This window comes from Gordonia effusa NBRC 100432 (assembly GCF_000241305.1).
Classification (GTDB): Bacteria; Actinomycetota; Actinomycetes; order Mycobacteriales; family Mycobacteriaceae; genus Gordonia; species Gordonia effusa.
The window spans coordinates 1-23,558 of the sequence record NZ_BAEH01000095.1; the positions used below are offsets into that span (position 1 = coordinate 1).

Below are 23,558 nucleotides of genomic sequence, written 5' to 3' on the forward strand. Positions count from 1 at the left end.
TTGGTCAAGCGTTCGCCGAGCGGGGCCGGGAGGTGTCTACGTTGATGGTCGAGTGCGCTCGCCGAGCGAAGCGAGACGCGCGTGTATCGAGACCTAGGTGACACGATGTCGAAAACTGTTGCGCCCGTGTGGGTTAGCCGCGAGATTGAGCGCCGGCATGTTCAACTGCCCGAAACGCTGTGGCCAAAGGTTGATTCAGGTCAATGGTTAGTCCGAGTGTCGAACTCGCTGTGGCCACCACCGATTGAACGGTTTCCTGTAGGTAGGTAGTCAATTCGCTGGCGGGTAGCATCGGGGTGCCGCCGTCGCCGAGCCACCATTTGGTCACGGCTGCCCCGGCGCCGGCCACTGTGATTGCCAAGAGCTCGACCGTCCGAGAATCAACATGAGATTTGTCGGTCAGCGATTCCAATAGCGTTGTGACGCGGCGTGCTGCCTGTTGAATCACCGGCACCGCGTAGTTGCCACCATCCGACGCCAACCCCGCTACGGTCAGAACCCGAAACGTATTCGGGTACTCGACGACGACGGAGAGATACTCGTTGATGGCGCTCTGCAGTGCTTCGCCGACAGTGATCGATGAATGATTATCGGCGGTTGCCAGGCGCGACCACAGGATGCCGGCCAGTCGCTCTACGACAGCGTCGTAGAGGTCATCCTTATCGGCGAAGTATCGATACAGCTTTGGCTTTGCGGTGCCGAACTCGGCTGCGATGTCGCCCATGCTGACTCGTGGCCCGCTGTTCTCGGTGGCGCGAAAGGCCGCGTCGACAATCTCGGCGCGTACGCGAATTCGGTTCTCGCGCCATCGATCACGCCGGCCATCGGGCTTCTCGACAACCCGCTCACGATGGTCTGACGGCGACAGAAGGTCAGAAGACATGACGGCGCAATGCTGTCGTAACCGTTACCGTCATGCTGAGGTCCGCTCGACCGAGATGGCAGGTCGCGCGAGGGCATCGCTGACAAATGTCCCGATCTCGGCGAATGCCTGGCGAGCGTCGGGGAGAACGTCGGCGCCGGCGTGAAACACGTGAATGGCGCGGTCCCAGACCTGCAGACGCACGGAAACTCCTGCGTCGACGCAGCGCCCGGCGACCTCGTAGGCGTCGGCGAGCAGCACCTCCGTTGACCCAACCTGTATCAAGGTCTCGGGCAAGCCGGTGAAATCGTGATTGATTGGCGACCACACGGGATCTAGCGCCCCGTCCACTCTGACACCCCAGCTGACGGGCAGAGCCAGTATGTCTGCCGACAGGACCGGATCAAGCTTGTCGTTGGGGTGAGCTATGCGTGCGGTGCTGTCGTAGTTGGCGAACGGGGCGATCGCCACCAGTGCGCGGGGCAGTGGAAGGCCCCGATCGCGGAGTGCCAACGCGGTGGAGAATACGAGCCCTCCGCCCGCCGAATCTCCCGCCAGCACAATCCTTTCCGGCGTAATCCCGATGTCGAGGAGGCGCCGGTAGCTCTCGACGCAATCGTCAATCGTCTGCGTCACGTGCACCTCGGGAATCTGCCGATACTCCACGTTGTATACGGGCAGCCCGGTCGCGGAGGAGAGTCGTGCCACCATTCGTCGATGAGTGTTGAGGCCGCAACAGGCAAGACCACCGCCATGAAAATAGAGGATCGCGCCGGTCGTGGCTTCGGGTGGATCGGCGACAGCGGGATTCCACACCCATTCGGCGCGGTGGGTCGGAAAGTCGGCCCGCTGCCGCTTGGTGCCACGGGGCGCGCGCACTGGCGCCAACAGCAGATCGAAACGGCCAATGATCTGTAGCGCGACGTTCTTGGGAAGCATCCGACGGTTGTGGGCCCAAATCGCCGCGTCGAAGAATTTGCGAACGGTCAGCCTCAGCGCCAGGTGGCCTATCCGCAGTCTGAGACTGGCGCGACGGGGGAACTCAACTGAGATCGAGTGGGTGGATCGCATAGAAGCGTGTGTAGTCATCATCCGTCCTTACTGGTTCAACTGCGCATAGTAACACTATGCGAATGGTCGGCGGGTAGCCTCGCAATCTTCCTCTTGCTCGCGCATTGGCTGGCTGCGAACAGCGGTTATGCGGCGTCGGCGCGCGAAGATGGCTGGAGTTGCAACCCATTGACCGCCAGCTAGAAATAGCGTTACTATGCGAAAAAGGACAATGACGGAGGAGTCGGCTCAATGAAGACCGCAATTGTGACGGGTGCCGGTGCCGGCATCGGCAGGGCTACCGCAGAACGGTATGGCCGTAAGGGGTGGCGGGTGATTGCCACCGACGTCAATGAAGTCACCGGAAATGAAACCGTCAGGCGCATCAACGATCGGGGTGGTAGCGGCTTCTTTAGGAAGGCCGATTCATCGTCGCTCGCGGAGTGGGATGCCCTCGCGGATTGGGTATGTAGCGAGTTCGGGATTCCGGACTTGGTAGTCAACAACGCCGGAATCTTGATCGGAGGGGGGTTTCTTGAGCAGAGCGGCGACGACTGGCGGCGAATGATTCAGGTGAACATGATGGGCCCGATCTGGGGCTCGCGAACCTTCGTCGAGCGCATGGCAGCAGCAGGACGCCGGGGACATATTGTGAATGTCGCCTCGTGTGGCGCCTTCTTGCCCACTCAGCTCGGGCCGTCGTATGTCACCGCTAAAGCTGGGGTCTACCTGGGTACTAACGCCTTGCGGTCTGAGTTCGGGAAGAAGGGGATCGGTGTCACCGTAGTCTGCCCTGGATTGATTCGAACCGACCTGGCTACGAACGGCCATCGTGCCGGCGACGACGAGTCATGGGCCGCTAATCTTGGTGCGGCGCAGCGCTTTTCATGGCGTTCCCCGGAACGGGTGGCCGCCGCCATTGAGCGGTCGGTTCGCTGGAATCTCGGCACCGTTCCGGTCGGCTTCGAAGCGTGGATCATCTGGTTCGCCTATCGTCTCTCGCCGTCGCTGGTACGCGGAATCAGCTCAAAGATCTCGATGCCGCTCGCGGACAAATTCACGGAGCTGAGTGGTCGATTTCTTCGAGGCGTGCGATGAATTCTTTGAGTTCGTTCCTTGCTCGAGCCGAGGCGGCCTGGAGCCCCTACGACAGTGACACCGCATGGGCGGGACGCGAAGTCCCGGCTCGCATCGCGAACGTTGATTACAAGTACTTGGAAGGTGCCCGATGAAAAATGTGATGGTGACCGGCGCGGCCGCCGGAATCGGAAAAGAAACCGCGATCCTGTTCGCCAAACGCGGCGAGCGGGTGATTGTCGCTGACATCAACGAGGGCGGGGCGCAACTCACGGTCGCCGAGATCGAGGCGCAAGGCGGTACTGCTGTCTCTTACCTGCTCGACGTGAGCAGCGAGAACGAGTGGGAGCAATGTGCGCAATGGGTTAAGACTCAGTACGGTCCACTCCACGTCCTAGTCAATAATGCGGGCGTGATGGATCTGGGTGGGTTTGTGGAAACCGATCCCGCCGGTTGGCAGCGCATGGTGGACATCAACCTGATGAGCGTTATTTACGGATCGAAAGTCTTTGCGCAGCAGATGATCAGCGAGCAGGTGCGAGGTCATATCGTTAACCTTTCCTCGGCCGGCGCATTCCTTCCGTCGGAACTCGATGCCGCATATGGGGTGGTCAAGGCGGCAGTGTTAATGGCGACCCAGGCTTTACGCACGGAGCTCTCCGCGCATGGCATTGGAGTCACCGCTATCGCGCCGGGCGCGATCCGGACTAACTTGATACGCAATGGCCAACGAAACGGTCTGAGTGAAGACCAACTGGCACAATGGAATTCGGCGGCCGGATCGGTGCAAACACGCCTGGCATTCGGGGGGCCGGACAAAGTTGCCCGGCGAATCGTGAAGTCGGTCGATAAGAACTGGGCTGTGGTGCCCGTGAATCCCGAGGCGTGGTTGCTCTACTATGCCTTCCGCTTGGCGCCCGGATTGGTTCGTTGGGGGACGTCAATTGCCAGATTCGACCGGATAGACGCGCTGCTGCGTCACGCCCGCCCGCTTCTGGATCGACTCACCAAGAATCAGGAGACCAGCAATGCGTGAAGAGCCCGATCATGAGGTGATCATCATCGGTGCCGGCTTCGGCGGTATCGGTGCCGGGGTTGAACTGAGCAAGGCCGGTATCGACGATTTCGTGATCATCGAGAAGAACGCCGGAATAGGGGGAACCTGGTGGGCGAACACCTATCCCGGTGTGGCGGTGGATATCCCATCGATCTACTACAGCTTCTCCTACGAGCCACCTAAGACCTGGAGTCGAGTGTTCGCTCCGGGTGCCGAAGTGCAAAAGTATGCCGAGCAGGTGGTCGACGCGTTTGGGCTTCGCTCGCGGATCAGACTCAATACCCGGATCATCGATGCGTCTTGGGATGACGATCAGCACCTGTGGCGAGCCCGGCTCGATGGGGGAGAGACCATCACCAGTAGGTTCGCGATTGGTGCGGTGGGGGCGTTGGAACAACCACAGATGCCCGACATCGCGGGAGTCGAGACCTTCGCGGGCAAGGTTGTGCACACCGCGACGTGGGACCACGACTACGAGTACGCGGGTAAGCGGATCGGGGTAATCGGCACTGGCGCGACGGCACTGCAACTGATCCCTGAATTAGCAGACGTCGCAAGCCATTTGGCGGTCTTTCAGCGGACGCCGATCTGGGTGGCGCCGAAACCGGACATGAAGATTCCGCGGGCGGTGGCGAGGACCCTGCTACGGGTGTCGGCGTTACGTCGTGGTGTGCGCGCGGTTGTGACACTCGGGATCGACTTCGGCATCACCGGCATCGGCCTCTTCCATGATCGGGTGCCCGGCATGGTTAGCCTGCTCAGCAAGGGCGGAGCCGTGGGGTACCGAGCGTGGTTGCGGGGCAATCCTGAACTGGCACAAAAGCTCACACCGAATTACGCGCCCGGCTGCAAACGGCCTTCCGTATCGAACCGGTACCTCAAGACATTCACTCGGAAGCACGTGGACTTGGTTACCGCCCCCATAGAGCAGATCACCGCGACCGGTGTAATCAGTTCAGATGGTGCCCACGATCTCGATGTGTTGGTGTGTGCCACCGGTTTCAAGGTGATGGACAAGGGAGCCACGCCGCCCTTCCCGCTCCGCGGCGTCGGAGACAAGGATCTCAACGAGTTCTGGGACCAGAATCGCTTCCAGGCTTACCAAGGGGTATCTATCCCAGGCTTCCCCAATGCCTTCATGATTACCGGGCCATACGGATTCGCCGCCGGTTCTTACCTCGCAATGATCGAGTGCACCAGTCGGCATGCGGCCCGGGCTATCGCTGAAGCCCGCCGCCGAGGTGCCACGCGGGTCGAGATCGGCCAGGAGGCACACGATGCCTATTACCAGAAGTGCCGGGCCAGGGCCGAGAAAAGTATGTGGTTGTCGTCGGCGTGCGAAGGGTCTAACACCTACTACGTCAACTACCAAGGCGACGCCGCCGCCATCCGGCCGAGCACTCACTTCGAAATGTGGTGGGGCAATAAGCATTTCCCCTATAGCGATTACCGGTACACCGCGGTGCGTGAGGTGTCCGTGCCGACCGAGGAGTCCGCGGGGGTAAGAGTGAACGGAGCACCGCAATGACAGCGGGACGTGACATCGACAACTCGCCGGAGTTCGAAGTAGCCGTCATCGGTGCTGGCCCCGCGGGAATCGCTGCCGGAGCCAAGTTGCGGATGGCCGGAATCGACGACTTCGTCATCCTCGAGCGCGCCGACGACGTGGGCGGCAGTTGGCACGAAAACCACTATCCGGGTTTGGGAGTCGACATTCCGGGCATCGCGTATCAGTATTCATTCGCGCGAAACCCCAACTGGTCAAGGTTCTTTCCGCTGGGTGCGGAGGTCAAGCAGTACCACGTGGATGTCGCACGCCGGTTCGGGTTACCGGAGCGGACCCGATTCAACTCCGAGGTGGAGAGGGAGGTGTGGGACGACGACGCCAAGGTGTGGCGTCTGCATCTGGCCGGCGGCAATGAGGTGAGGGCTCGGTTTCTGATCAGCGCGGTCGGTGCGTTCGTCCGGCCGAAAGATGATGTAGGTATTCCTGGAGCAAATAGCTTCCGCGGCAAGGTCCTTCGGCCCAGTTCGTGGGACCACAGCTACGACATCACCGGTAAGCGGGTCGCGATCATCGGCACCGGAGCGAGCGCTGTGCAGATCATTCCATCCATCGCTCCCCAAGTAGACCATCTCACGGTCTTTCAGCGGACGCCGGTGTGGTCGATTCCCAAGCCAGACTTCGAGGTGCCCCGAATATTGCAGCGCGCCTTAGCGATTCCGGGTCTCACCGCAGCAGTACATGGTGCGGCGTTGGTTGTGGTCGATGCGTTGTTGCGGCTGCTGGTCCGATCGCCCGGAGCGCTCGTCGAGCCGGTGATGGACAGGTTCGACGCCACCACCATCGCCCTGTATCGCCGGTACGTGCGGTGGGTGATCGATGATCCGGCGGTGGCCGCCAAGTTGTCTCCAAACTTCGGGGCACTGGCAAAGCGGCCCACCATGTCGACCGCTTATCTACGTGCTTACAACCGCGACAACGTCGATTTGTGCACCGAGCCGATAGTCAAGATCACCCAGACCGGCGTACGGACATCTGATGGTGTGCTCCACAAAGTGGATGCTTTGGTGCTGGCGACCGGCTACGAGGTGTTCTCTGATCCTGAAACGTACCGCGTCGGAACGATTGTGGGCCGTGACGGGTTCGACCTCGCGGATTTTTACAGTTCGGAGGGGTTGCAGGCGTATCAGAGTGTGTCGGTACACGGGCTGCCCAATCGATGGACCCTCGTCGGACCCTATTCGTGGACTGGTTCGGGCTGGCATGCCTTTGCCGAGATGACCGCTGACCACGCGGTGCGTGCGATCACCGAGTCTCATCGTCGGTCAGCGCAAGTCTGCGAGATCCGCAAGCAGGCCGCGGATGATTATCACCGTGAAGTCTTCTCGCGTGCCTCGTCTTTGCGGTACTACCTGAACGATCTCAACGGACACGTGCCTACCTACTATCGGAATTCGCAGGGCGACAGCACCTACATTCGGCCCTCGGGCTTCTTCGAGGCAAGCCGTGGCAATCGGCGCTTCCCCTTGGATGACTACTCCTACGAGAACTTCTCCCAGGTACCGAACAACCGGACAGATCCGGGGCCGGGGCGCGGCGCGTCTGAGATCGAGCAAGGCGCCGCCATCAACGAGCACAAGAAGGAAACCGCGAAATGACGGTCCCCGCAGTCGTTTTCGTCGAACACTCGCGACGTGAATCGCCGCGACTGCCCAAACTGGGGCCCACCACCGGAGGACTGAGCGCATCCGCGGATGTGGTTGTTCGGGTCGCCGAACGCGGAGCGTCAAAGTCCGACGCGGCGTCGACCGTGGTGTTCTTACATAATGGCGGCGCCAACCGAGAGATTTGGGAGCCGGTAATCGACCGGCTGGGTCCCTCGATCCGGGCGCTTTCCATAGATCTACCCGGCTATGGCGAATCTGACGCCCCCAGTAGCGGATTCCGGCGCAGCGATTACGCTGATGTGATCGAACAGTTCCTTGACCATTACGTTGACGATCCCTCGGTGGTATTGGTGGGCAACTGCATGGGATCCGCATTCGCGTGGACGGTCGCCGACCGCCGCCCCGATCGAATCGGCGCCCTCGTGTTGATCAATCCGTTGACCAAACAGACCGCGCGGCGCAGCGTCGCCGGCCGGCTGCTCCCCATCCCTGTCGCGATCGATCTTGGCCGGGTCGTCGGCTGGCTGAGGCTGCCCGGGCCGTTGTCGACCCTTGCCCTGGTTCCACAGTTCGGCTTCACCGGACTGCGGCGTCGACTGTGGTGGCGTCATCGAAAGCTCGCCACACAATGGCGCGACTCCGGCCGGGTGCGCCCCGTCGCGTCGCTTTTCCACGACATAGACAGCTACACCGAGCTCGATATGTTCAGGCGACCAGAGTACTGGCCATGGACAGCGATGGTCTGGGGAGCGGCCAACTGGGCACTATCGCCCAAAGCTGGTGCCCGCCTAGCCGACGGCCTTCGACCTGATCGAAATATCCGACTGCGGGGCGCTGGTCATCTCGCGATGCTGGAAGAGCCGGACAAGGTCGCGGGCATCGTGGAGTGTGCCGTCGCCGAGAGGGCCCTGACCGGCCGCTGCGATGTGTCTAGCGCAATATGACACCATAAGAGCTCAACAATGAGCGGAGCGGCCGGTGACTGGTGAACGTAAGGGTGTGAGCCGCGCCGAAGCGCAACAGCAGACACGCGAGACGGTGCTGTCGGCAGCCGAAACGCTGTTTCTCAAACATGGCTTACATGGCACCACGACCGCCAAGATCGCAGCCGCCGCCGGGCGGACTCAAGGGGCGATCTACGCGAACTTCTCCAGCAAAGAGAATCTTTGCGCCGAGGTACTACTGCGCCGATACCTGGAAATCTTCGGTGATCTCATGGCGACGGTCGGTCTTTCGAATCGCGATATCGACGGGCAGGTGGACGCGGTCGTTGCGGGATGGAAAATGCTGGTCCAAGATTCCGATCTGGTGTCGCTGGCGGCCGAGTACGCATTCGCGGTTCGAAATAACAGCGACCAACTGGCGATCTCCCGAGGTCATATCGAGATGGGTCGTGGCCTCGCCAATGTCGCCCTCCTCGGCGCGGTCCCCGACAGTGTGACCAACGAGCAACGAGAGCGGGTCCTCAACGGAGTCATGGCATTGAGTACCGGACTGGCAGTCGGGAACGTATTGGGATTTCTCGATGAGGATGCCGCCACGGAATTACTTCGAGACACCCTCCGGTTATGGCATGCGGAACTGTTAGAGCCGTGATGCCGGAGCGCCGGAAGTCTAGTAGCTAGTCCCGACCAGGCACTACCCCCAGTCCATCCCCTCACTGATCGCGGCCATGGTCGTCTGGCCGTCGAGCGCTTCGCGGATGATGTCGGCATGTCCGCAATGTTGTGCCGTCTCACGCAGTCGGTGCGCGACCAGGCGTCGGACCGACCACCATTCCCGTTCCGGCTGCCATGGTGCGGTGGGCATCGGGATAAGCTCGTCGAGGCTGCCGACTCCGGCTATCACTTCGTCGAATTGTGCTGCCGCGCGGTCATATTCGGCGATCCACTGTTCGACGGTGTCGTCGACGCCGAACTCGTACGAGTCGGCTCCGACGGCCGGATCGAATACCGCGGTCTCGTCGCGGGCAACGATCTCCGCTGCGGTGTCCGCCTCGCCCGATGCCACATGCTTGAGAAGGCCGCCCAGTGTCAGCTCGGAAACCGTTGTTCGTTGCCGCGCTTGCTCATCGGTCAGACCGCGCACGGTGATCTTGAGCAGCGCGCGCTGATCGGCGAGCAATAGCAGAAGGTCCTGCTTCTCTACGCTGAGATCGGGGTTCAGCTCGACAGCGGTATAGGTCCCGGCCATGGTGATGCCTCTCGGTGATGGGGGTTGCCCTGCATGCACCGCTGACTCTACGACCGAAATAGGACAGCTTTCGTCCACTTGGCGAAGTTCAATTGCTCCGCGACACAAATCGGAACCGGTCGCCCCGGTATGCCGATCGCGTCCACTCGACGACGTCCCCAGCGGCGTCCCGTGCTCGGCGACGGACCAGCAGAAGCGGTGCGCCCGAAGGGATTTCGAGAAGGTTTGCCTCATTTGGAGTTGCCAATGCGGTTTCGACACTGTCTTCTACCGCGCCGATCTCGATGCCATAGTCGTCGCGCAGGGTTGCGTATAGCGAACCATTCGCGACTACGCGTTCGGCTAATCCCGGCAGGCGGCCGGGTAGGTGAGCCGTCTCGATCGCCATCGGCTCGTCGTTGACGATGCGCAACCGGGTCAGTCTGTGCACACGCCGCCCGGCTGGAACGTCGAGATGCAGGGCAAGATCGGCGTCGGCTCGTAAGCGATCGGCGGACAGGAGACGCGAGGTGAGAGTCAGCCCTTCCGCACCCAGGTCGTGAGTCAACGACGTCAACTGTCGGACGTGGACCAATCGGGGAGGAGCGACGTAGTTGCCGCTTCCTTGGGTGCTGCGCAGCACGCCTTCGGCGGTCAACTCGGCCAGCGCCTTGCGCAGCGTCGTGCGGGAGGTCCGAAGCTCGGCGGCGAGCTGTCTCTCCGGCGGCAGTGACGTGCCGGGAGCGGCTTCGGCGATACGCTCGGTGAGCGCGATCTTGATCTGGTAGTACCGCGGCAGTCGAGTGGCGGCGGCGTCGACTGCGGCGGCTGGGTCGTCTGTCATGAATTGCAGAATACCTATTGCCAATCTCATTGGTGTATGCCAATGTAGCCCTAGTCACATATTGGTATATACCAATATGGAAGAGAGGCAGACATGAATCGACCACTCCGGGCGCGTACCAGCGGTCTTGCGGCGCTCGTCGCCGTCGCGGCAGCCAGTCTGGGCATCATCTATGGCTACGACATGTCCAATATCGGCGCGGCGAAGGACTTCATCAGAGACGAGTACGCGCTGGGGGACGGGATGACGCAGGCGATGGCCACGGTGGTCGTCGTCGGCGAGATCCTGGGTGCCCTAGTCGGTGGCTGGTTCGCCAACCGGGTCGGCCGCCAGCCCGCGATGGTCACGGTCGCCGCGTCCTATGCGGTGTTCGCGCTGTTCAGCGCCGTCGCACCGACGGTCGGACTGCTGCTTTTCGCGCGATTCCTCCTGGGACTGACGATCGGCGTGTCCGTCGTCGTGGTGCCCGTATTCGTCGCCGAATCCGCACCGGCTCGCATCCGGGGAGCCATGCTGGTGGCCTATCAATTCGCCACGATCGTCGGAATCATCCTCGGCTACGTCTTCGGCTACATATTCGCCGGTCAGGAATCCTGGCGAGCGATGCTGGGCATCGCGGCGATCCCCGCGCTCCTGGTCACCATAGTTCTCCTGCGGCTGCCAGACACCGCCCGCTGGTATATGTCGCGAGACCGCGAGACCGAGGCTCGCGCTGCACTGTCCAGAGTGGAAGCCGATGCCGACGCCGCGCAGATCGAACTGGAGCTGGCCGATATGCGGCAGGCATTGCGCGACGAACATGGTGGCGGAATCCGCGAGTTGTTCCGCAAACCCTTCGCACGAGCGACGTTCTTCGTCGTCGGTCTCGGCTTCTTCATCCAAATCACCGGAATCAATGCGATTATCTACTACAGCCCCGACATCTTTGCCGGCATGGGCTACGACGACAATTTCGGGAAGTACATGTTGCCGGCTTTCGTACAGTGCTTCGGCCTCGCGGCGGTTATCGTCTCGCTGTTCACCATCGACCGATTCGGGCGTCGCCCCATTTTGCTCGGTGGAATATCGACGATGGTCGTCGCATTCATCACGATGATCCTGGCGTACCAGATGGCTGACGGGCAGTTCACCGAAGGCGGCGCGTCGGGCGTTTTCGGATTCGTCGGCTTGGTGCTGGTGGTCGTCGGATTCTCGTTCGGCTTTGGATCACTGGTGTGGGTATACGCGGGTGAAGCGTTCCCCGCCCGCCTACGTGCGTACGGATCGAGTGCGATGCTGAGCGCCGATCTAGTCGCCAATGCCATTGTCGCGCAGTTCACGTTGACTCTTATCAACGGCCTCGGCGGGTCGACTACGTTCGCGATATTCGGCATGCTCACGATTGCGGCCTTCGTATTCGTGTTCAAATTCGCCCCGGAAACCAAGGGTCGCAAATTGGAAGACATCCAACACTTCTGGCGCAACGACGGACAGTGGCCCGCCGAGTCGACGCCCGCCGTCGAGACAGCCAAGTGAAGACCATGTCCCACAACGAAGTTCTGGCGCTCGACATCGGTGGCTCCAAGACCCATGCGGTCCGAGCTATCGGGGGAGTAGTCGCTGCCGAGTCCATCGTTGGCAGCGCCAATGTCGCTTCGGTCGGCGCGGTCGAAGCGGGGCGACAACTCGACGTGGTGATCGACCGCCTGGGCGGCCCGGCGGGTATCGGTGCGGTGTGTGCGGGTGCGGCGGGTGTAGATACTCCCGAATCGGCGAAAGTATTGCGGGACTTGATCATTGATCGCCTACCGAATGCTAGGGTCCGGGTCGTTCACGACAGTCAGCTGATTCTCGCCGCGGCCGGGGTTATCGACGGCATCGCGCTCATCTCCGGCACCGGGTCCGTCGCTTGGGGCCGGATGGGTGCGGCGAGCGCGCGTGCCGGTGGCTGGGGGTATCTGCTCGGAGACGAGGGCAGCGGGTATTGGGTTGCGCGCGAGGCGATTCGACGGCTACTGGCGCGGATGGACGACCACCATCCGGGACAGCCGCTCGGGCAAGAACTCGCCGCCGACTGTGGACTTTCCGATGCCGCCGAACTCCTCAACCACTTCTACGCCCAGACTGACCGACGCTATTGGGCGGGTCGCGCGCGGGTGGTATTCGAACTGGCGAATGCCGGTGATCCGCTGAGCACCGGGATCGTAGATGCCGCATCGACCGCGCTCGCCGAGCTGGTGTTGCAGGTGGGTGCGCGATTACAGATGAGTGGTCCGGTGGTGATGGCCGGCGGCTTAGTAGTGAATCAGCCTGCGCTGCAACGGGGAGTACGACGCATTCTCGCGGGCCGCGGTGTTACCGATGTACGGGTGCTTTCCGTCGACCCGGTCCGCGGAGCCGTCGAACTGGCCCAACGACTCAGCTATCCCGAACCGTCGATGAAAGGACAACGATGACCTCGACCACGCACAACGCAACGCCCGGACAGCTGATGGCCGCGGAGATCGCGCAGCAGCCGGCCGCGTGGCAAGCCTTGCTGGACAACGGCATTGGGGCCATCGCCGATGCCGCCGCGCGTATTTCCGAGTACCGCCCGCGTTTCGTTCAATTCGTCGCACGCGGTACCAGCGATCACGCGGCTCTGTATGCCAAGTATCTCGTCGAGATCACCCACCGTCTGCCCGCGGGACTCGTATCACCGTCGACCATGACGGTGTACGGCGCACATCCCGACCTGCGAGACGTGCTTTACATCGCGGTGAGCCAGTCGGGTGGGTCGCCGGATTTGGTTCAGTCGGTTGAAGTCGCGCGGGCGCAGGGGGCGTTGACGGTTGCGGTGACCAACAGCGCCTCGTCGCCGCTGTCCGCCGCGGCTGAACTGCATATCGATGTGTGCGCCGGCGCGGAGCGGTCGGTAGCGGCGACTAAGTCCTACACCTCGGAGTTGCTGGCACTGTACCTACTGCTGGAGGCAGTCCGCGGTGGTGACGGTTCGGCCGCGCGGGCGCTGCCGGAATTGGGCTCACAGGTGCTCGACAGCGACGCTCATGTTCGCGAAGTGGCGCAACGCTATCGGTTCGCGCAGCGACTGGTTGCCACCGGGCGGGGCTATTCGTATCCCACCGCCCGAGAGGGCGCGCTCAAGCTGATGGAAACGTCTTACCTTTCGGCACAGGCGTTTTCGGGTGCCGATCTGCTCCATGGTCCGCTGGCCACCGTTGACCCGCAGGTTCCGGTACTCGCCGTTGTGCCCGCCGGGGCGGGCGGTGCGGCAATGCTCCCGGTCCTGGAACGACTTGCCGAACGCAACGCGGATGTCTTCGGGGTTGGTGCGCCTGACCGAATCGCCGGGCTCGCCGGTGGCATCGCGCTGCCGGGAAGTGTTCCGGATGAGCTGTCACCGCTCTTGGAAATCATTCCACTGCAACAGCTTTCATTGCATTTAGCGATCGCGCGGGGCGGAGATCCAGACACTCCACGGGGGCTCGCGAAAGTGACGGAGACCTTATGAGCTCTAGCGTGATCTCTGCCGCGCGAGTTGTTGCCGAAGGCAAGGTACTCACCCCCGGCTGGGTTGAGACCGACGGCGAGTACATCGTCGGCGTCGGCGGGGGCGATCCTCCCCGACTCGCTGACTACGAATTTCCCGCTCACACAGTCATTCCCGGGTTCGTCGATATGCATGTACATGGGGGCGGCGGGCATTCATATACCGACGGTAACGCCGACGAAGTCCGCCTCGGTCTCGACTTCCACCGGCGGCACGGCACCACGACGTCGGTGGCGAGTCTGGTCAGTTCGGAGAGTGATTCCCTTCTCGAACAGATTGATGCACTGCGTGATCTTGTCGCCCAAGGCGAGATCGCCGGTATCCATCTGGAGGGCCCGTGGCTCAGTGACCATAGATGCGGCGCACATGACCGGGCGACGTTGCGCGACCCGGATCCGAGGGAGATCGCTGAAATTCTTGATGCTGCCAGCGGTTCGGTTGTGATGGCAACTCTGGCGCCCGAATTGCCCGGCGCACTCGATGCGGTTGAGCAGTTCGCGTCGGCGAATGTTCTTGTGGGAGTGGGGCATACAGACGCGGGTTATGTACAGGTAAGGGCCGCGATTGAACGGGGCGCGCGGGTAGCGACTCATCTGTTCAACGCGATGCGTCCGCTGCATCATCGCGAACCGGGACCGATTCTCGCGCTCCTGGAGGACTCTCGGGTGACGATTGAGTTGGTCGGTGATGGTGTGCACGTCCATCCCGATCTGGTGTCGTATGTGACTGCGACCGCGGGGCCGGACCGGGTGGCGTTGGTGACCGACGCGATGGCCGCCGCGGGTATGACCGATGGTTCCTACCGGCTAGGTGTGCTCGACGTTGATGTAACGGATTCTGTTGCGCGCGTGCGGGAAACCGGAGCAATCGCCGGAAGTACCGCGACGATGGATGTGTTGTTCGCACGGGCGGCGGGGTCTTCTCACGAGTCGGCTGGGACTAGCGACGCAGCGCTGCTTGCCGCCGTTGCGATGACGGCGTCGACGCCGGCTCGGGTGCTGGGCCGGCGTGACATCGGGGAGTTAGCGGTTGGAAAGCGCGCGGACCTGGTGATTGTCGATGAAGCGCATCGCGTCGAACGCGTCCTCACGAGAGGTGATTGGCACGAAAGATTGCACACAATTTAAATGTGCGCTATGTTTTTGGGGTGACCGACGATCAACTCGCCCTGAATCAACAGTTGTGCTTCGCGCTGTATGCGGCGTCGAGGGCGACCACCGCTGTGTATCGACCGATGCTGGACGAGCTCGGGGTCACCTATCCGCAGTACCTGGTGCTACTGGTGCTGTGGGAGCGAGACGGACGCGGGGTCCGGGAGATCGGCGATGAGTTGGATCTCGATTCCGGGACGTTGTCTCCGTTGCTGAAAAGGCTTGAAACGCTTGGACTTATCGAGCGTCGACGACTAACGATCGACGAACGTCGCGTCGAAATCCATCTCAGCGACGCCGGTCGAAAACTCCGCGAGCGCGCCGTCGAGATTCCCGCGTGCCTTGCGGCGCGATCGGGAATGAGTATCGCGGAAGCCGTCGCTCTGCGTGAGTCACTGGTAAAACTCACCGCGTCGTTTCGTGACCAAGAATCCACTAACAGATAGGAACGTAATGAGCACCATCTACACCGCAGAGGCATTGGCTACCGGCGCGGGACGAGACGGCCATGGCCGCACCTCGGACGGCCGTCTGGACTTGGACTTGGCCATCCCGACCGAAATGGGCGGCAGTGGGAATGGAACGAATCCAGAGCAGCTTTTCGCCGTTGGTTACGCGGCCTGCTTCCACTCGGCGTTGCAGCTCGTCGCTCGGCAGGCGAAAGCTGATATCACCGACTCCTCGGTGGGTGCACGCGTCGGTATCGGGCCGAACGACGCTGGCGGCTTCGCGCTGGAGGTGACCCTCGAGGTCACGTTGCCCAACCTCGATCACGCGCAAGCCCAGGAGCTGGCGGATAAGGCTCACCAAGTGTGTCCGTACTCCAACGCGACCCGTGGAAATATCCCGGTCAATGTGATCGTCACCGACGACTAGTCACGCTTCTCGGCGGCAGTGGCGAAAACATGTGTCGAGGGCAATTCGGATTCGGTTGTCGGACAAGGGAATTTGCCGTCCAGCAGGTCTATCAAGAACTGCGCAAGCCCCTGGCGATGGTATAGCCAGACGCCAGCGAGGTCGGTGAATAGAATCGGCCACTTATTCGGGTCGCGGTGACATCGATGCCAGTACCCGAAGTATCCGCCCGATGCGGTGCCCCAGGGCGTGAACAGCAGCGGGCCATTTCCGAGGTCGACTGATTGCGCACTCTCGTCAGGTTCAACCAGCACGCGGGTCGATGCCGCATCCCGCGCGTCTTCGAGACGGTCGGCCGCGGCGGTTGCGAATGCGAACAGGTCGTCGCCGCCGTGGCCGTCGGGCACCCAGATCGTCAGGGTGTCGTCGAAGCTACCCGCGCCGTAGTTCTCGACGATCAGTTCGTAGTCGTCGGGCAGGCGCAGACCGAATCGTTTGTGAACGTCGGTCCAGTTGATCGACGTGCCCACACCGGGCGGGGGGACCAGCGTTTTCAGCGCGTCGACCGCTGGAGACGCCGAGCGCCGGTGCAAGGATCTCAGCAGCATCTGGGTGCTTCTCCCCGGGAGGTTAGCTCAATTCGGTTGTCGCCCTTTTGGTCGACAATCGACGCTATCGCGAACAGATAATTCACATAGTCGTTCAAGTGACCGATCACGACTCGATTCAGATGGGGCGATCAGCCGACCCGAAGGTAACTAACTGGTTATTGACTTACCTCGAATCTCGAGGCATCCTCGAATGGACACATAAGTAACTAGTTAGTTAGGAAGCCATGTCGAAGAGGATTCTCATAACTGGCGCGAGCTCGGGATTTGGTCGCGGTACCGCATTAGCCCTGGCCGCGCAGGGACACCGGGTAATCGCCGGTGCCGAGACCTGGCCGCAGGTGCGTAGCCTGCGGTCGGACGCCGCGGATGCCGGCGTGGAACTCAAAGTGATCAAGCTCAACCTCCTTGACGCCATCGATCTCGAACGTGCGGGTTCGTTCGACGTAGACGTACTGGTACTTAACGCCGGAATCATGGAAGGCGGGTCGATCGTCGATGTTCCGCTGCAACGAGCGCGAGAGTCGTTTGATGTCAATGTGTTTGGACACATGCAACTGGTTCAGTCGATCGTGCCGGAGATGGTGAAGAGGAAGAGCGGAAAGGTGGTGTGGACTTCGTCTATGGGCGGGATCCTCGTGGTGCCGTTCCTGGGCGTCTACTGCGCGACGAAGCACGCCATCGAGGCGATTGCGGGATCGATGAAGGCAGAGTTGGAGCCATACGGAGTCAAGGTTGCCACCATCAACCCGGGCGTTTTCGGCACCGGTTTCAATGACACTGGCGCGGAAAGCTACGAGCAGTGGTACAACGCCGCGACAGCTGTGGTCCCGATGCCGGACTTCAGCGCGAGCCTCGACGGGCAGGCGGATCCACAAGAGATGATCGACGCGATGGTCGAAGTGATCCCGGCGGACGAGCACTTGTATAGAACGATGCGCCCGCTCGACACCATCGAGGCGGCCAAGCAGTGGCAGGCTACCGAGTGGAGTCAGAATGCCTGAAGCAAAGAATATTGAAATCGATGTGGCACATCAGATTATCGAGCGTGGTCGTGAAGCGGCCGCCCAACTGGGGCTCAACGCGGTGATCGCGATTCTCGACACCGGTGCCAACCTTGTTGCTTTCGCTCGGATGGACGGGGCCTGGTTGGCCTCCAATGATCTCGCGATCGCGAAGGCCCGGACCTCGGTGATGTTCCAGGCCCCCAGTGAAGCTCTGGGTCTGCCACTCGTGTTGGGGCAGCCCGCACCTCATTTCGATCACCTCAACGGTGGTTTGTTGTTGATGGGAGGCGGCCACCCAATAGTCGAGGACGGAGTGCTCGTCGGGGCGGTGGGTGTCTCGGGTGGCACGCCTGAACAGGACGCTGAGGTGGCCCGTTCGGCGCTGCGCTAATTCCGTTGCCGTGCGTTGGCGATAGGGTGGCCTAAATGCCTCCGGATTCCGCAGCCACCAAGGCGCGTCTACTCCAGGCGGCCGTGGAAGAGTTCGCCGCGCACGGCCTGGCCGGCGCGCGAGTCGATAGGATCGCGTCGGCGGCGGGTGTGAACAAACGGTCGATATATGTGTACTTCACCAATAAAGAGACACTGTTCGACAAGGTAGTGAGTCAGTCGGTAAGTCAGATCTCGCTTGATGTTCCGTTCACGGCCGGCGATCTTCCGCGGTACGCGGGAGCTCTCTTCGACTATTTGGTCGAGCATCCCGAGCATCTTCGCCTTGCCGCCTGGTCGCGACTTGAGTGGCCAACCGCAAAGTCCGACGCGGTCGATGGCTACCGTGCGAAGGTCGATCAAATGGCGGCGAACGCGACCGGTCACTCAATTGCGGCGGAACTCGATCCGGTCGATGCGCTCGCTCTGCTACTCGGCATGGTGACCTCGTGGTTCTACGCATCACCGACTCTGCGCGCGCTGAGCGCCGACGAGCCCCTCTCGCCGGAACGGCTGCGCGACCATCGTTCCGCGCTCATGGCCACAGTGGCCGTCTGGGCCGGTCCGCGACCCGCGTGATTCCTCTTGCCGCCCTTGGATATTCGGATACGCGGATCGCGCAAGAGCTGACCTGACCCGATATGCCGGGAAGAGCTACCCGCGGGGGACGCGATGAGTAAACCCTGCGCGTCGGATCGCCGAGAGCCGGCAATGCCCGCTCGGCGGAGCGGATTGCTCGGATAGCCTGCGGGCTAGAGTAAGCGCATGTACGGAGTCCTCCTGAACCCCAAGACCAACGATTACTCCCAGTTCGACCCTGAGACTCGCAGGTTGTTGCGTGCGACGATCGACTTCTTCGAGTCCTACGGCAAACAACGATTGCTGCAGGCAGACCTCAACGCCGAGTGGGTCGCCGATTTCCTGGAGTTTCAGAAGAAAGAGAAGTTGTTCGCTACTTTCCTTACCCCGTCGGCCAATGCCGACGGCGATGAGAATCGACGCTGGGACGGCGCCCGGAACGCGGCGCTGAGCGAGATCTTCGGCTTCTACGGCTTGCCCTACTGGTACGCCGAACAGGTGACCATCCTGGGCCTCGGTCCGATCTGGATGTCCGATAACAAGGTGGCGAAAGCTAAAGCAGCACAACAACTTACCGACGGTGAGGTGATGGCTTTCGGTCTGTCCGAGCGATCGCACGGCGCCGATGTCTACAGCACGGATATGATCCTCACTCCGAGTGCGGAGTCGGGCGGCTTCACCGCGTCGGGTACCAAGTACTACATCGGAAACGGCAACGTCGCGGGCATGGTGTCGGTCTTCGGACGTCGCGCCGACGTCGACGGTCCCGAAGGTTATGTGTTCTTCGCTGTCGACAGCCGGCATCCCAATTACGAACTCATCGACAACGTGGTGCATGGGCAAATGTACGTGTCGACCTTCTCGCTAAATGACTACCCGGTATCCGCGGACGACGTACTCCACACCGGGCCGGAGGCTTTTGCCGCAGCGCTCAATACGGTCAACGTCGGAAAATTCAATCTGTGTCACGGCTCGATCGGCATGGCTACCCACTCGCTGTACGAGGCAATCACCCACGCCAACAACCGAATTCTCTATGGGAATCCGGTTACTGATTTCTCCCATGTGCAGGGCAATTTCGTCGACGCGTTCGCGCGGCTTTCGGCGATGAAACTGTTCAGTGACCGCGCCGTCGACTACTTCCGCAGCGCAAGCCTCGATGACCGCCGCTATCTGCTGTTCAATCCAGTGACCAAGTCCAAGGTGACCTCCGAAGGCGAGACCGTGATGACCTTGCTGCTCGACGTCGTCGCGGCCAAGGGGTACGAGAAGAACACCTACTTCCACCAGGCCAACCGCTATACCGGCTGGCTCCCGCGGTTGGAGGGAACAGTGCATGTCAACGTCGCGCAGATCCTCAAGTTCATGCCGAACTACCTGTTCAACCCGGTTGAGTACCCGGTGATCGGCACCCGCCTCGACGCCAGCGACGACTCCTTCTTCTTCGCGCAGGGCCCGGTCGGAGGGGCGGCGAAGATCCGTTTCGCGGATTGGACCAAGGCGTACGAATCACGTTTGGACGTGCCGAATGTCGCGGTCTTTTACGAGCAGGCCAAGGCGTTGCAGGAGCTGTTGCTCACCGCGGCACCGAGCGCTGAGCAGCAGAAGGATCTCGACTTCGTCCTCAACATCGGACACCTATTCTCGCTTATCGTCTACGGCCAGTTGATCATTGAGCAGGCCGCGAACACCGGACTCGATGTCGACGTGCTCAACCGGATCTTCGACTTCCAGATTCGCGACTTCTCCGGCTACGCGATCGCGCTGTACGGGAAGCCCTCTGCGACGCAGGCCCAGCAGGAATGGGCGGTTGGCGCGGTTCGTCGGCCGGTCGCTGACGCGGCCTCCTTCGACCGGGTGTGGCAACAAGTGAAGGCGCTCGATGGCGCATACGTGATGCCGGGCTGATCGAGAGTCACCCTAGTTCGACGAAATATCGTCCCCGTGAGTGCCATCGGAGGGCATATTGCCCTTCAAGGTGCCTGACGGGGACGATATTCTCTCGTGCACCGGCTTTATCCGAGACGGCTGAGCGGCGTTCTGGTGTCGGCCACCTGAATCGGGTCCACGGCCTTACGTGACCGGATAAGAGCTTTGACGTCGTCGGTGACATCCCAGACGTTGACGTTCATCCCGGCAAGAACCCGCCGGTCCGCGTCGAGCCAGAATGCGACAAACTCGCGCTTGGCCTGGTCGCCGCGGATGACCACCGAGTCGTACGACGGTGCATACCCCACGTATTCCATGCCGAGGTCGTATTGATCGGTGAAGAAATAGGGGAGGGTGTCGTAAACGTCGGTGCCGCCGAGCGCGGCTGCGGCAGCGACCGCGGGTTGATTGAGCGCATTCGCCCAGTGTTCGGTGCGAATTCTGGTGTCGTAGAAGGGATTCTCGGCCGCGGCGATGTCGCCGACCGCGTACACGTCCGGATCGCTGGCTCGCAGAGACGCATTCACCGCGACCCCGCCATCGGCGATGTCGAGGCCGGCTTCGCGGGCGATATCGATATTGGGGGCGGCTCCGACCGCGACCAGCACGGCGTCGGCGTTGATCTGCGTACCGTCCGATAGTCGTAGGCCACGTGCCCGACCGTCGGTCGTGGTGATTTCGGCAACTGATGAATCAAAGCGGAAGTCGACGTTGTGCTCGCGGTGCAGACCCGCGAATACGTCACCCAGCTCACGCCCGAGGGCCGCCTGTAGTGGCAGCGTGGCGGACTCGACGATGGTGACCGCTACGCCGGCAGCTCGGGCCGCAGCGGCGACCTCTAGTCCGATCCAGCCGGCGCCGATGACCGCTAGCGACGAGCCGGCGGTAAGCGCGTGTTTGATTTCCCGTGCCTGATCGACGGTTCGCAGATAGTACACCCCGGCGGCGTCGGCACCTGGAAAAGGTGGGTGCTTCGATGACGAGCCGGTCGCCAGGATGAGTTTGTCGTAGCTCAGAGTGTCACCGTCAGCGAGGGTGACTCGGTTGGTGTCAGTGTCGATTGCGTTCACGGTCTGGCCCAGTCGCAGTTCGACCTTGTTCTCGCGGTACCAGGCGCTGTCGTGGACGGTGAAGTCGGCGAGGTGTTTATGCCCGGTGAGTACGTCTTTGGATAGTGGCGGTCGTTCGTAGGGCAGATGTCGCTCACTGCCGATAAGTGTGATTGCTCCGTCAAAACCATTGTCGCGCAGTGCTTCTGCGGACTTCGCGCCGGCCAGTCCGGCTCCGACGACAACGATTGCCTCTGGTGCTTGCGAACGTGAAACAGCCATAAGTTCACCGTACGCCGCACCACATCGTCGCGGGTGGTGGTTGGGTAGGGTTGAGCAGACGCGACAACCAGGAGGAAGTATCGATGTCACAGACCGTTCGCGGAGTCATCTCCCGCAGCAAGAAGGCTCCAACCGAACTCGTCGACATCGTGATTCCTGATCCCGGTGCACGCGACGTCGTCGTCGATATCAAGGCATGCGGCGTCTGCCATACCGACCTCGCGTACCGCGAAGGTGGGATCAACGACGAGTACCCCTTCCTGCTCGGTCACGAGGCGGCAGGCATCGTCGAGTCGGTCGGCTCCGACGTGACGCATGTCGAGGTGGGCGACTTCGTCGTGCTCAACTGGCGTGCCGTATGCGGTGAGTGCCGGGCGTGTAAGCGCGGTCGTCCGTGGTACTGCTTCGACACTTTCAACGCTAGTACGCCGATGACCCTCACCGATGGCACCGAACTCACCCCCGCGCTGGGAATCGGCGCGTTCGCCGACAAGACGCTGGTGCACGAATTGCAGTGCACCAAGGTCAGTTCCGATGTCGATCCCGCGGTGGCCGGCCTGCTGGGCTGCGGTGTGATGGCTGGCCTCGGCGCGGCGATGAACACCGGTGGTGTGGGACGCGGTGATTCGGTTGCGGTGATTGGCTGTGGAGGTGTTGGCGACGCCGCCATTGCCGGCGCGAAGCTTGCCGGCGCCACCACGATCATCGCCATCGATCGTGATGCTGCGAAGCTGGAGTGGGCCACAGACCTAGGCGCAACCCACACCATCGACGGGTCGGTCGTGGAGGATGTCGTTGCCGCAGTACAGGAATTGACCGACGGCAACGGCGCAGATGTCGTGGTGGACGCGGTCGGTCGGCCAGAAACTTATGAAACAGCTTTCTACGCAAGGGATCTCGCGGGAGTGGTAGTGCTCGTCGGTGTTCCGACGCCGGAGATGAAGCTGGAACTTCCGCTGGTTGACTTCTTCTCTCGCGGTGGTGCGTTGAAGTCGTCGTGGTACGGCGATTGCCTGCCTGAACGAGACTTTCCGATGCTCATCGACCTGTACCAGCAAGGCCGGCTGCCGCTCGACAAGTTCGTCACCGAGCGGGTCGGTCTCACCGATATCGAGGCCGCGTTCGAGGCGATGGAAGGCGGCAAGGTACTGCGATCGGTGGTGGAGTTCTCGTGAGCGCACGTATCGATCGGGTAGTGACGTCGGGAACGTTCTCGCTCGACGGCGGTACGTGGGACGTCGATAACAACATCTGGCTGATCGGCGACGACGAAGAGGTCGTCATCATCGACGCTGCTCATCAGGCCGAGCCGATCCTCGACGCCGTCGGCGGCCGGACCGTGAAGGCCATTGTGCTGACCCATGGTCACAATGATCACGTGACCGTCGCACCGGAATTGGCTTCAGCTACCGGTGCGCCGATGTTGCTGCACTCGGGTGATGAAATGCTTTGGCAGCAAACACATCCCGACGTAGACCACGGCGAGCTCACCGATGGCCAACGCATCGACGTCGGCGGCGTCGAGTTGGAGATCATTAACACTCCGGGCCATTCACCCGGTTCGTGTGTGGTTTACGTCCCCGCACTCGGCACGCTGTTCTCCGGCGACACTCTGTTCCACGGTGGGCCGGGAGCTACGGGTCGATCCTTCTCCAGTTTCGACACCATCATCGAATCGATTCGTCAACGGCTACTTGCGCTTCCGCCGGAAACTGTAGTCAATACCGGGCATGGTGATTCGACGACTATCGGCGACGAGGCTCCACATCTGGAGGAATGGATCGCGCGCGGGAGCTGAGGTCAGCGACTACCAGGAGACCAGGTCGAGAAATAGGGGTGTGCGCCCGGCAGCCTTGCCGGATTTCGGCTTGGAAACCACGGGGCGCACCGGCAATACCGGCCACTGC

24 protein-coding genes are annotated in these 23,558 nt (G+C 61.7%); 18 read left to right on the forward strand and 6 right to left on the reverse strand.

What is annotated here, in order from left to right; all coding sequences use genetic code 11:
* Positions 1-133 precede the first annotated feature (133 nt).
* Entirely contained in the window at positions 134-883 is a 750-nt protein-coding gene (locus GOEFS_RS16615; RefSeq protein WP_040525336.1) for a TetR/AcrR family transcriptional regulator, read from the reverse strand.
* Positions 884-913: 30 nt separating this feature from the next.
* Complete coding sequence (locus GOEFS_RS16620; RefSeq protein WP_245549881.1) at positions 914-1,933, reverse strand: alpha/beta hydrolase; 1,020 nt, start codon at positions 1,931-1,933, stop codon at positions 914-916.
* Between the two features lie 231 nt (positions 1,934-2,164).
* On the opposite strand from GOEFS_RS16620, the gene GOEFS_RS16625 reads away from it, so the two are divergent.
* The 6 genes from GOEFS_RS16625 to GOEFS_RS16650 all read left to right on the forward strand — a co-directional run bounded on the left by GOEFS_RS16625 (position 2,165) and on the right by GOEFS_RS16650 (position 8,813).
* Positions 2,165-3,010 (forward strand): SDR family NAD(P)-dependent oxidoreductase, encoded by an 846-nt coding sequence (locus GOEFS_RS16625; protein WP_007319103.1) that lies wholly within the window; start codon positions 2,165-2,167, stop codon positions 3,008-3,010.
* A 130-nt stretch (positions 3,011-3,140) separates the two neighbouring features.
* Entirely contained in the window at positions 3,141-4,025 is an 885-nt protein-coding gene (locus GOEFS_RS16630) for an SDR family NAD(P)-dependent oxidoreductase (protein WP_007319104.1), read from the forward strand.
* Positions 4,018-5,574: a flavin-containing monooxygenase gene (locus GOEFS_RS16635; RefSeq protein ID WP_007319105.1), complete on the forward strand. Its 1,557-nt coding sequence runs from the start codon at positions 4,018-4,020 to the stop codon at positions 5,572-5,574. The genes GOEFS_RS16630 and GOEFS_RS16635 overlap by 8 nt, the downstream gene beginning before the upstream one ends.
* Positions 5,571-7,208 carry a flavin-containing monooxygenase gene (locus tag GOEFS_RS16640; RefSeq protein WP_007319106.1) on the forward strand — a complete coding sequence of 546 codons (1,638 nt, stop codon included), beginning with the start codon at positions 5,571-5,573 and terminating at the stop codon, positions 7,206-7,208. Before GOEFS_RS16635 ends, GOEFS_RS16640 begins: the two co-directional genes overlap by 4 nt.
* Entirely contained in the window at positions 7,205-8,161 is a 957-nt protein-coding gene (locus GOEFS_RS16645) for an alpha/beta fold hydrolase (protein ID WP_007319107.1), read from the forward strand. Before GOEFS_RS16640 ends, GOEFS_RS16645 begins: the two co-directional genes overlap by 4 nt.
* Positions 8,162-8,195: 34 nt before the next feature.
* Positions 8,196-8,813 (forward strand): TetR/AcrR family transcriptional regulator, encoded by a 618-nt coding sequence (locus GOEFS_RS16650; protein ID WP_007319108.1) that lies wholly within the window; start codon positions 8,196-8,198, stop codon positions 8,811-8,813.
* Between the two features lie 42 nt (positions 8,814-8,855).
* On the opposite strand, the gene GOEFS_RS16655 is transcribed toward GOEFS_RS16650, so the two are convergent.
* Together GOEFS_RS16655 and GOEFS_RS16660 are read right to left on the reverse strand one after the other, a co-directional pair.
* A complete protein-coding gene (locus GOEFS_RS16655; protein WP_007319109.1) occupies positions 8,856-9,410 on the reverse strand; it encodes a mycothiol transferase in 555 nt (184 codons plus the stop codon).
* A gap of 88 nt (positions 9,411-9,498) precedes the next feature.
* Positions 9,499-10,233, reverse strand: coding sequence for a GntR family transcriptional regulator (locus GOEFS_RS16660; protein WP_007319110.1), 735 nt, complete (start codon positions 10,231-10,233; stop codon positions 9,499-9,501).
* A 93-nt stretch (positions 10,234-10,326) separates the two neighbouring features.
* On the opposite strand from GOEFS_RS16660, the gene GOEFS_RS16665 reads away from it, so the two are divergent.
* From GOEFS_RS16665 to GOEFS_RS16690, 6 genes are read left to right on the forward strand one after another with little or no spacing between them, the layout of a single operon-like run.
* Positions 10,327-11,748, forward strand: a complete 1,422-nt coding sequence (locus tag GOEFS_RS16665) for a sugar porter family MFS transporter (RefSeq protein ID WP_007319111.1) — start codon at positions 10,327-10,329, stop codon at positions 11,746-11,748.
* A 5-nt stretch (positions 11,749-11,753) separates the two neighbouring features.
* Complete coding sequence (locus GOEFS_RS16670; protein WP_007319112.1) at positions 11,754-12,668, forward strand: N-acetylglucosamine kinase; 915 nt, start codon at positions 11,754-11,756, stop codon at positions 12,666-12,668.
* 35 nt (positions 12,669-12,703) lie between these two features.
* Positions 12,704-13,723, forward strand: coding sequence for an SIS domain-containing protein (locus GOEFS_RS16675; RefSeq protein ID WP_211600671.1), 1,020 nt, complete (start codon positions 12,704-12,706; stop codon positions 13,721-13,723).
* The gene (gene nagA / locus GOEFS_RS16680) at positions 13,720-14,889 is read left to right on the forward strand and encodes an N-acetylglucosamine-6-phosphate deacetylase (protein WP_007319114.1); all 1,170 of its coding nucleotides are present in this window, start codon (positions 13,720-13,722) and stop codon (positions 14,887-14,889) included. The genes GOEFS_RS16675 and nagA overlap by 4 nt, the downstream gene beginning before the upstream one ends.
* Before the next feature lie 20 nt (positions 14,890-14,909).
* Positions 14,910-15,359 carry a MarR family winged helix-turn-helix transcriptional regulator gene (locus GOEFS_RS16685; RefSeq protein ID WP_040525343.1) on the forward strand — a complete coding sequence of 150 codons (450 nt, stop codon included), beginning with the start codon at positions 14,910-14,912 and terminating at the stop codon, positions 15,357-15,359.
* 7 nt (positions 15,360-15,366) lie between these two features.
* On the forward strand, positions 15,367-15,789 hold the full coding sequence (locus GOEFS_RS16690; RefSeq protein WP_007319116.1) for an organic hydroperoxide resistance protein: 423 nt from the start codon (positions 15,367-15,369) through the stop codon (positions 15,787-15,789).
* Here the strand turns inward: GOEFS_RS16690 and GOEFS_RS22590 are convergent.
* Positions 15,786-16,376: an SMI1/KNR4 family protein gene (locus tag GOEFS_RS22590; protein WP_007319117.1), complete on the reverse strand. Its 591-nt coding sequence runs from the start codon at positions 16,374-16,376 to the stop codon at positions 15,786-15,788. The two genes, GOEFS_RS16690 and GOEFS_RS22590, sit on opposite strands and share 4 nt — an antisense overlap.
* Before the next feature lie 227 nt (positions 16,377-16,603).
* On the opposite strand from GOEFS_RS22590, the gene GOEFS_RS16700 reads away from it, so the two are divergent.
* The 4 genes from GOEFS_RS16700 to GOEFS_RS16715 all read left to right on the forward strand — a co-directional run bounded on the left by GOEFS_RS16700 (position 16,604) and on the right by GOEFS_RS16715 (position 20,299).
* Positions 16,604-17,380: an SDR family oxidoreductase gene (locus GOEFS_RS16700; RefSeq protein ID WP_007319118.1), complete on the forward strand. Its 777-nt coding sequence runs from the start codon at positions 16,604-16,606 to the stop codon at positions 17,378-17,380.
* Positions 17,373-17,774 carry a GlcG/HbpS family heme-binding protein gene (locus GOEFS_RS16705; protein ID WP_007319119.1) on the forward strand — a complete coding sequence of 134 codons (402 nt, stop codon included), beginning with the start codon at positions 17,373-17,375 and terminating at the stop codon, positions 17,772-17,774. The genes GOEFS_RS16700 and GOEFS_RS16705 overlap by 8 nt, the downstream gene beginning before the upstream one ends.
* Before the next feature lie 35 nt (positions 17,775-17,809).
* Positions 17,810-18,391, forward strand: a complete 582-nt coding sequence (locus GOEFS_RS16710) for a TetR/AcrR family transcriptional regulator (protein WP_007319120.1) — start codon at positions 17,810-17,812, stop codon at positions 18,389-18,391.
* A gap of 186 nt (positions 18,392-18,577) precedes the next feature.
* A complete protein-coding gene (locus GOEFS_RS16715; RefSeq protein ID WP_007319121.1) occupies positions 18,578-20,299 on the forward strand; it encodes an acyl-CoA dehydrogenase family protein in 1,722 nt (573 codons plus the stop codon).
* A gap of 107 nt (positions 20,300-20,406) precedes the next feature.
* On the opposite strand, the gene GOEFS_RS16720 is transcribed toward GOEFS_RS16715, so the two are convergent.
* Positions 20,407-21,651: an NAD(P)/FAD-dependent oxidoreductase gene (locus GOEFS_RS16720; RefSeq protein WP_007319122.1), complete on the reverse strand. Its 1,245-nt coding sequence runs from the start codon at positions 21,649-21,651 to the stop codon at positions 20,407-20,409.
* 83 nt (positions 21,652-21,734) lie between these two features.
* On the opposite strand from GOEFS_RS16720, the gene GOEFS_RS16725 reads away from it, so the two are divergent.
* Both GOEFS_RS16725 and GOEFS_RS16730 read left to right on the forward strand, forming a co-directional pair.
* Positions 21,735-22,826, forward strand: coding sequence for an S-(hydroxymethyl)mycothiol dehydrogenase (locus GOEFS_RS16725; RefSeq protein ID WP_007319123.1), 1,092 nt, complete (start codon positions 21,735-21,737; stop codon positions 22,824-22,826).
* Complete coding sequence (locus GOEFS_RS16730) at positions 22,823-23,449, forward strand: MBL fold metallo-hydrolase (protein WP_007319124.1); 627 nt, start codon at positions 22,823-22,825, stop codon at positions 23,447-23,449. Before GOEFS_RS16725 ends, GOEFS_RS16730 begins: the two co-directional genes overlap by 4 nt.
* Positions 23,450-23,558 lie beyond the last annotated feature (109 nt).

Bases quoted from the DNA above. Each gene is read 5' to 3' on its own strand.
- GOEFS_RS16615 (WP_040525336.1), bottom strand. From the start codon at position 883: ATGTCTTCTGACCTTCTGTCGCCGTCAGACCATCGTGAGCGGGTTGTC.
- GOEFS_RS16620 (WP_245549881.1), bottom strand. From the start codon at position 1,933: ATGCGATCCACCCACTCGATCTCAGTTGAGTTCCCCCGTCGCGCCAGT.
- GOEFS_RS16625 (WP_007319103.1), top strand. From the start codon at position 2,165: ATGAAGACCGCAATTGTGACGGGTGCCGGTGCCGGCATCGGCAGGGCT.
- GOEFS_RS16630 (WP_007319104.1), top strand. From the start codon at position 3,141: ATGAAAAATGTGATGGTGACCGGCGCGGCCGCCGGAATCGGAAAAGAA.
- GOEFS_RS16635 (WP_007319105.1), top strand. From the start codon at position 4,018: ATGCGTGAAGAGCCCGATCATGAGGTGATCATCATCGGTGCCGGCTTC.
- GOEFS_RS16640 (WP_007319106.1), top strand. From the start codon at position 5,571: ATGACAGCGGGACGTGACATCGACAACTCGCCGGAGTTCGAAGTAGCC.
- GOEFS_RS16645 (WP_007319107.1), top strand. From the start codon at position 7,205: ATGACGGTCCCCGCAGTCGTTTTCGTCGAACACTCGCGACGTGAATCG.
- GOEFS_RS16655 (WP_007319109.1), bottom strand. From the start codon at position 9,410: ATGGCCGGGACCTATACCGCTGTCGAGCTGAACCCCGATCTCAGCGTA.
- GOEFS_RS16660 (WP_007319110.1), bottom strand. From the start codon at position 10,233: ATGACAGACGACCCAGCCGCCGCAGTCGACGCCGCCGCCACTCGACTG.
- GOEFS_RS16665 (WP_007319111.1), top strand. From the start codon at position 10,327: ATGAATCGACCACTCCGGGCGCGTACCAGCGGTCTTGCGGCGCTCGTC.
- GOEFS_RS16670 (WP_007319112.1), top strand. From the start codon at position 11,754: ATGTCCCACAACGAAGTTCTGGCGCTCGACATCGGTGGCTCCAAGACC.
- GOEFS_RS16675 (WP_211600671.1), top strand. From the start codon at position 12,704: ATGGCCGCGGAGATCGCGCAGCAGCCGGCCGCGTGGCAAGCCTTGCTG.
- nagA (WP_007319114.1), top strand. From the start codon at position 13,720: ATGAGCTCTAGCGTGATCTCTGCCGCGCGAGTTGTTGCCGAAGGCAAG.
- GOEFS_RS16690 (WP_007319116.1), top strand. From the start codon at position 15,367: ATGAGCACCATCTACACCGCAGAGGCATTGGCTACCGGCGCGGGACGA.
- GOEFS_RS22590 (WP_007319117.1), bottom strand. From the start codon at position 16,376: ATGCTGCTGAGATCCTTGCACCGGCGCTCGGCGTCTCCAGCGGTCGAC.
- GOEFS_RS16700 (WP_007319118.1), top strand. From the start codon at position 16,604: ATGTCGAAGAGGATTCTCATAACTGGCGCGAGCTCGGGATTTGGTCGC.
- GOEFS_RS16705 (WP_007319119.1), top strand. From the start codon at position 17,373: ATGCCTGAAGCAAAGAATATTGAAATCGATGTGGCACATCAGATTATC.
- GOEFS_RS16710 (WP_007319120.1), top strand. From the start codon at position 17,810: ATGCCTCCGGATTCCGCAGCCACCAAGGCGCGTCTACTCCAGGCGGCC.
- GOEFS_RS16715 (WP_007319121.1), top strand. From the start codon at position 18,578: ATGTACGGAGTCCTCCTGAACCCCAAGACCAACGATTACTCCCAGTTC.
- GOEFS_RS16720 (WP_007319122.1), bottom strand. From the start codon at position 21,651: ATGGCTGTTTCACGTTCGCAAGCACCAGAGGCAATCGTTGTCGTCGGA.
- GOEFS_RS16725 (WP_007319123.1), top strand. From the start codon at position 21,735: ATGTCACAGACCGTTCGCGGAGTCATCTCCCGCAGCAAGAAGGCTCCA.